This window comes from Mesorhizobium sp. M5C.F.Ca.IN.020.29.1.1, assembly GCF_003997375.1.
GTDB lineage: Bacteria > Pseudomonadota > Alphaproteobacteria > Rhizobiales > Rhizobiaceae > Mesorhizobium > Mesorhizobium wenxiniae.
In genome coordinates, this window is record NZ_RZSW01000648.1 from 1 (window position 1) to 2,933 (window position 2,933).

A 2,933-nucleotide genomic window follows, 5' to 3' on the forward strand; every position below is an offset into this window, starting at 1 on the left:
GGAGATCGCCGAGGAGATCGGCCTGCCGGAGCTGATCCGTGCCGGCTCGGACGTACGCGGCCTGGACGGGCGCAAGCGCGTCAATCTGCGGGCTGATGCGCTGGAATCGCTGATCGCCGTGCTCTATCTCGACGGCGGACTGGAGGCGGCCCGCGCCTTCATCCGCAACTACTGGCGGCCGCGCTCGCAGGCCATCGGTGCCGCCCGCCGCGATGCCAAGACCGAACTGCAGGAATGGGCGCATCAGGCCGCAGGCGCCGTGCCGGTCTACATAATTGACAGCCGCGAGGGACCGGACCACGATCCGCTGTTCACCGTCAGCGTCAAGGTCGGCGCCTTTCCGCCGGCGACCGGCAGCGGGCGCTCCAAGCGCGAGGCCGAGCAAGCCGCCGCTACTGCACTGCTGTTGCGCGAAGGCGTCTGGCTAAGCAAGGGGAGCGCGGCATGACCGCCACCGAAGACGTTCCGCCGGCAGCAGGAGCCACCACCACGCACTCTGGCTTCGTCGCGTTGATCGGCGCGCCCAATGCGGGAAAATCGACGCTGGTCAACCAACTGGTCGGCGCCAAGGTGTCGATCGTCACCCACAAGGTGCAGACGACGCGCGCCATCGTGCGCGGCATTGCCATCCACAATAACGCCCAGATCGTCTTCGTCGACACGCCGGGCATCTTCAAGCCGAAGCGGCGGTTGGACACGGCGATGGTGACGACCGCCTGGGGCGGCGCCAAGGACGCCGACATCGTGCTGTTGCTGATCGACGCCGAGCGCGGCATCAGGGGCGACGCCGACGCGATCCTCGAACGGCTGAAGGATGTCCGCCAGCCGATGGTGCTGATCCTCAACAAGGTCGACGGGGTCAAGCCCGAGGCGCTGCTGGCCCTGTCGGCGGCAGCCAACGAAAAAGTGCCCTTCAAGCGCACTTTCATGGTCTCGGCGCTAACCGGGTCGGGCTGCAAGGACCTGCTCGACTATCTCTCGGAAACCCTGCCTGCCGGCCCCTGGTATTACCCGGAAGACCAGATCTCCGACCTGCCGATGCGTCAGCTGGCGGCCGAGATCACTCGCGAAAAGCTCTATCTCAGGCTGCATCAGGAACTGCCCTATTCCTCCCATATCGAGACCGAAAAATGGGAGGAGAAGAAGGACGGCTCGGTGCGCATCGACCAGACCATCTATGTCGAGCGTGACAGCCAGAAGAAGATCGTGCTCGGCCACAAGGGCGAGACGATCCGTGCCATCGGCCAGGCGGCACGCATGGAGATATCCGGTATCCTCGAACAGAAGGTGCATCTTTTCCTGTTCGTCAAGGTGCGCGAGAACTGGGGCGACGACCCCGAACGCTATCGCGAGATGGGGTTGGAGTTTCCACATTAACGTCACTATCGACACAGCTCTCCTGAGCCGGTTGGACGCCACGTAATTTCCCTGCCGAGTGCTCGCCGATCACCAGCGCGCGGCCCAAAAACCCAATCTTGATTTCGCCACCGAAGCGGTGACAAGCTCCGTTGATGGAGTGGCGCGACGAGGGAATCATTCTCGGCACCCGCAAGCATGGCGAAACCAGCGCCATTCTTGAGGTCATGACTCGTGCGCATGGCCGCCACCTCGGCCTTGTGCGCGGCGGCCGCTCGCGCAAGCAGCAGCCCGTTCTGCAGCCCGGCAACCGTGTCGACCTGTTGTGGCGGGCGCGGCTCGACGAACATCTTGGCACCTTTCAGGCCGAAGCGATCGAGATGAACGCCGCCCGGCTCATGGACAGCGCCGTCGCCATCTATGGGCTGCAAACCATGGCTGCGCATCTGCGCCTGCTGCCCGAGCGCGACGCTCATGGCGGCCTCTACGAGACGTTGGCCGTGATGATCGCCCACCTCGACGATACGGACGCCGCCGGCGAGCTGGTGGCGCGCTTCGAGTTGCTGATTCTCGACGAACTCGGCTTCGGCCTCGATCTCAGCCAGTGTGCTGCGACCGGCGCCAGGCAGGACCTTGCCTATGTCTCGCCGAAATCCGGGCGCGCCGTGTCACGCGCCGCAGGCGCGCCTTGGCGCGACAAGATGCTGGTGCTCCCCGCATTCCTGCAGCGCGGCTCCGGCCTGCGCGCCGATCCGGCGGCGATCGAGGATGCCTTCCGGCTGACCGGCTTCTTTTTTACCCGCCATGTCTACGAGCCGCGCGGGATCGAGGCGCCCGGTGCCCGCGCCGGCTTCCTCGCCGCCGTGCGCAAGCACCACGCGGCGGGCAAGGAGATTGGCGCCGAGACCGCCGCCGGAGAAAACATTACATGAGCAAAGTGGAACTCTATCCCGGCCGGGTCTCGCGGCTCGGCCTCGGCACCATTCCGCACGGCGACATCTCTAGATATACCGGCCTGGAATTGCTCCAGCGCATCATCGACAACAAATACCCGGCGCCGCCGATTTCGTTCCAGCTCAGTTTCGACCTGACCGAAGTGTCGGAAGGACGCGCGGTGTTCCGCGGCATGCCGAACGAGCGCTATCTCAATCCGCTGGGTGGGTGCATGGCGGCTGGGCCGCGACGCTCGGATTCGGCTCTTGCCTGCGGGGTGCAAACGCTGCTCGACAAGGGCGAGGTCTATACGACGGCGGAGTTCAAGGTGAACCTGACACGGCCGATCACGCGAAGACCGGCGAGGTGGTGTGCGAGGGCAGGGTGGTGCACAAGGGCCGCACATTGGCGGTTTCGGAAGCAACGCTGAAGGATGCCAACGGCAAGCTGCTGGCTTTCGGCACCGAAACGTGCTCGATCTTTCCGGCGGCCAATCTGGCGGCGCGCTGACTGCCGCATGACCCCGAAAATCGAATAGGTTTTCGGAAAGGATCATGCGGAAAATTAAGGCGCTACAGCGTCCTTTGCGCGTCCGAAAGGACGCGCGGCGCTGTAGTGTGGCCGTCTGGCCGCCGTATTTGCTG

Annotated in this window: 4 protein-coding genes; all 4 read left to right on the forward strand. The window is 64.7% G+C overall.

The window, feature by feature from the left end:
• Positions 1–448, forward strand: a 448-nt coding sequence (locus EOA85_RS31465) for a putative dsRNA-binding protein (protein WP_245486183.1), incomplete at its 5' end; no start/stop codon positions are given.
• Entirely contained in the window at positions 445–1,377 is a 933-nt protein-coding gene (gene era, locus EOA85_RS31470; RefSeq protein ID WP_127212336.1) for a GTPase Era, read from the forward strand. The genes EOA85_RS31465 and era, both read left to right, overlap by 4 nt.
• A gap of 134 nt (positions 1,378–1,511) precedes the next feature.
• Positions 1,512–2,288 carry a DNA repair protein RecO gene (recO, locus tag EOA85_RS31475; RefSeq protein ID WP_127212337.1) on the forward strand — a complete coding sequence of 259 codons (777 nt, stop codon included), beginning with the start codon at positions 1,512–1,514 and terminating at the stop codon, positions 2,286–2,288.
• Positions 2,285–2,719: a PaaI family thioesterase gene (locus tag EOA85_RS31480; RefSeq protein WP_245486185.1), complete on the forward strand. Its 435-nt coding sequence runs from the start codon at positions 2,285–2,287 to the stop codon at positions 2,717–2,719. The genes recO and EOA85_RS31480 overlap by 4 nt, the downstream gene beginning before the upstream one ends.
• The last annotated feature ends 214 nt before the right edge of the window (positions 2,720–2,933 follow it).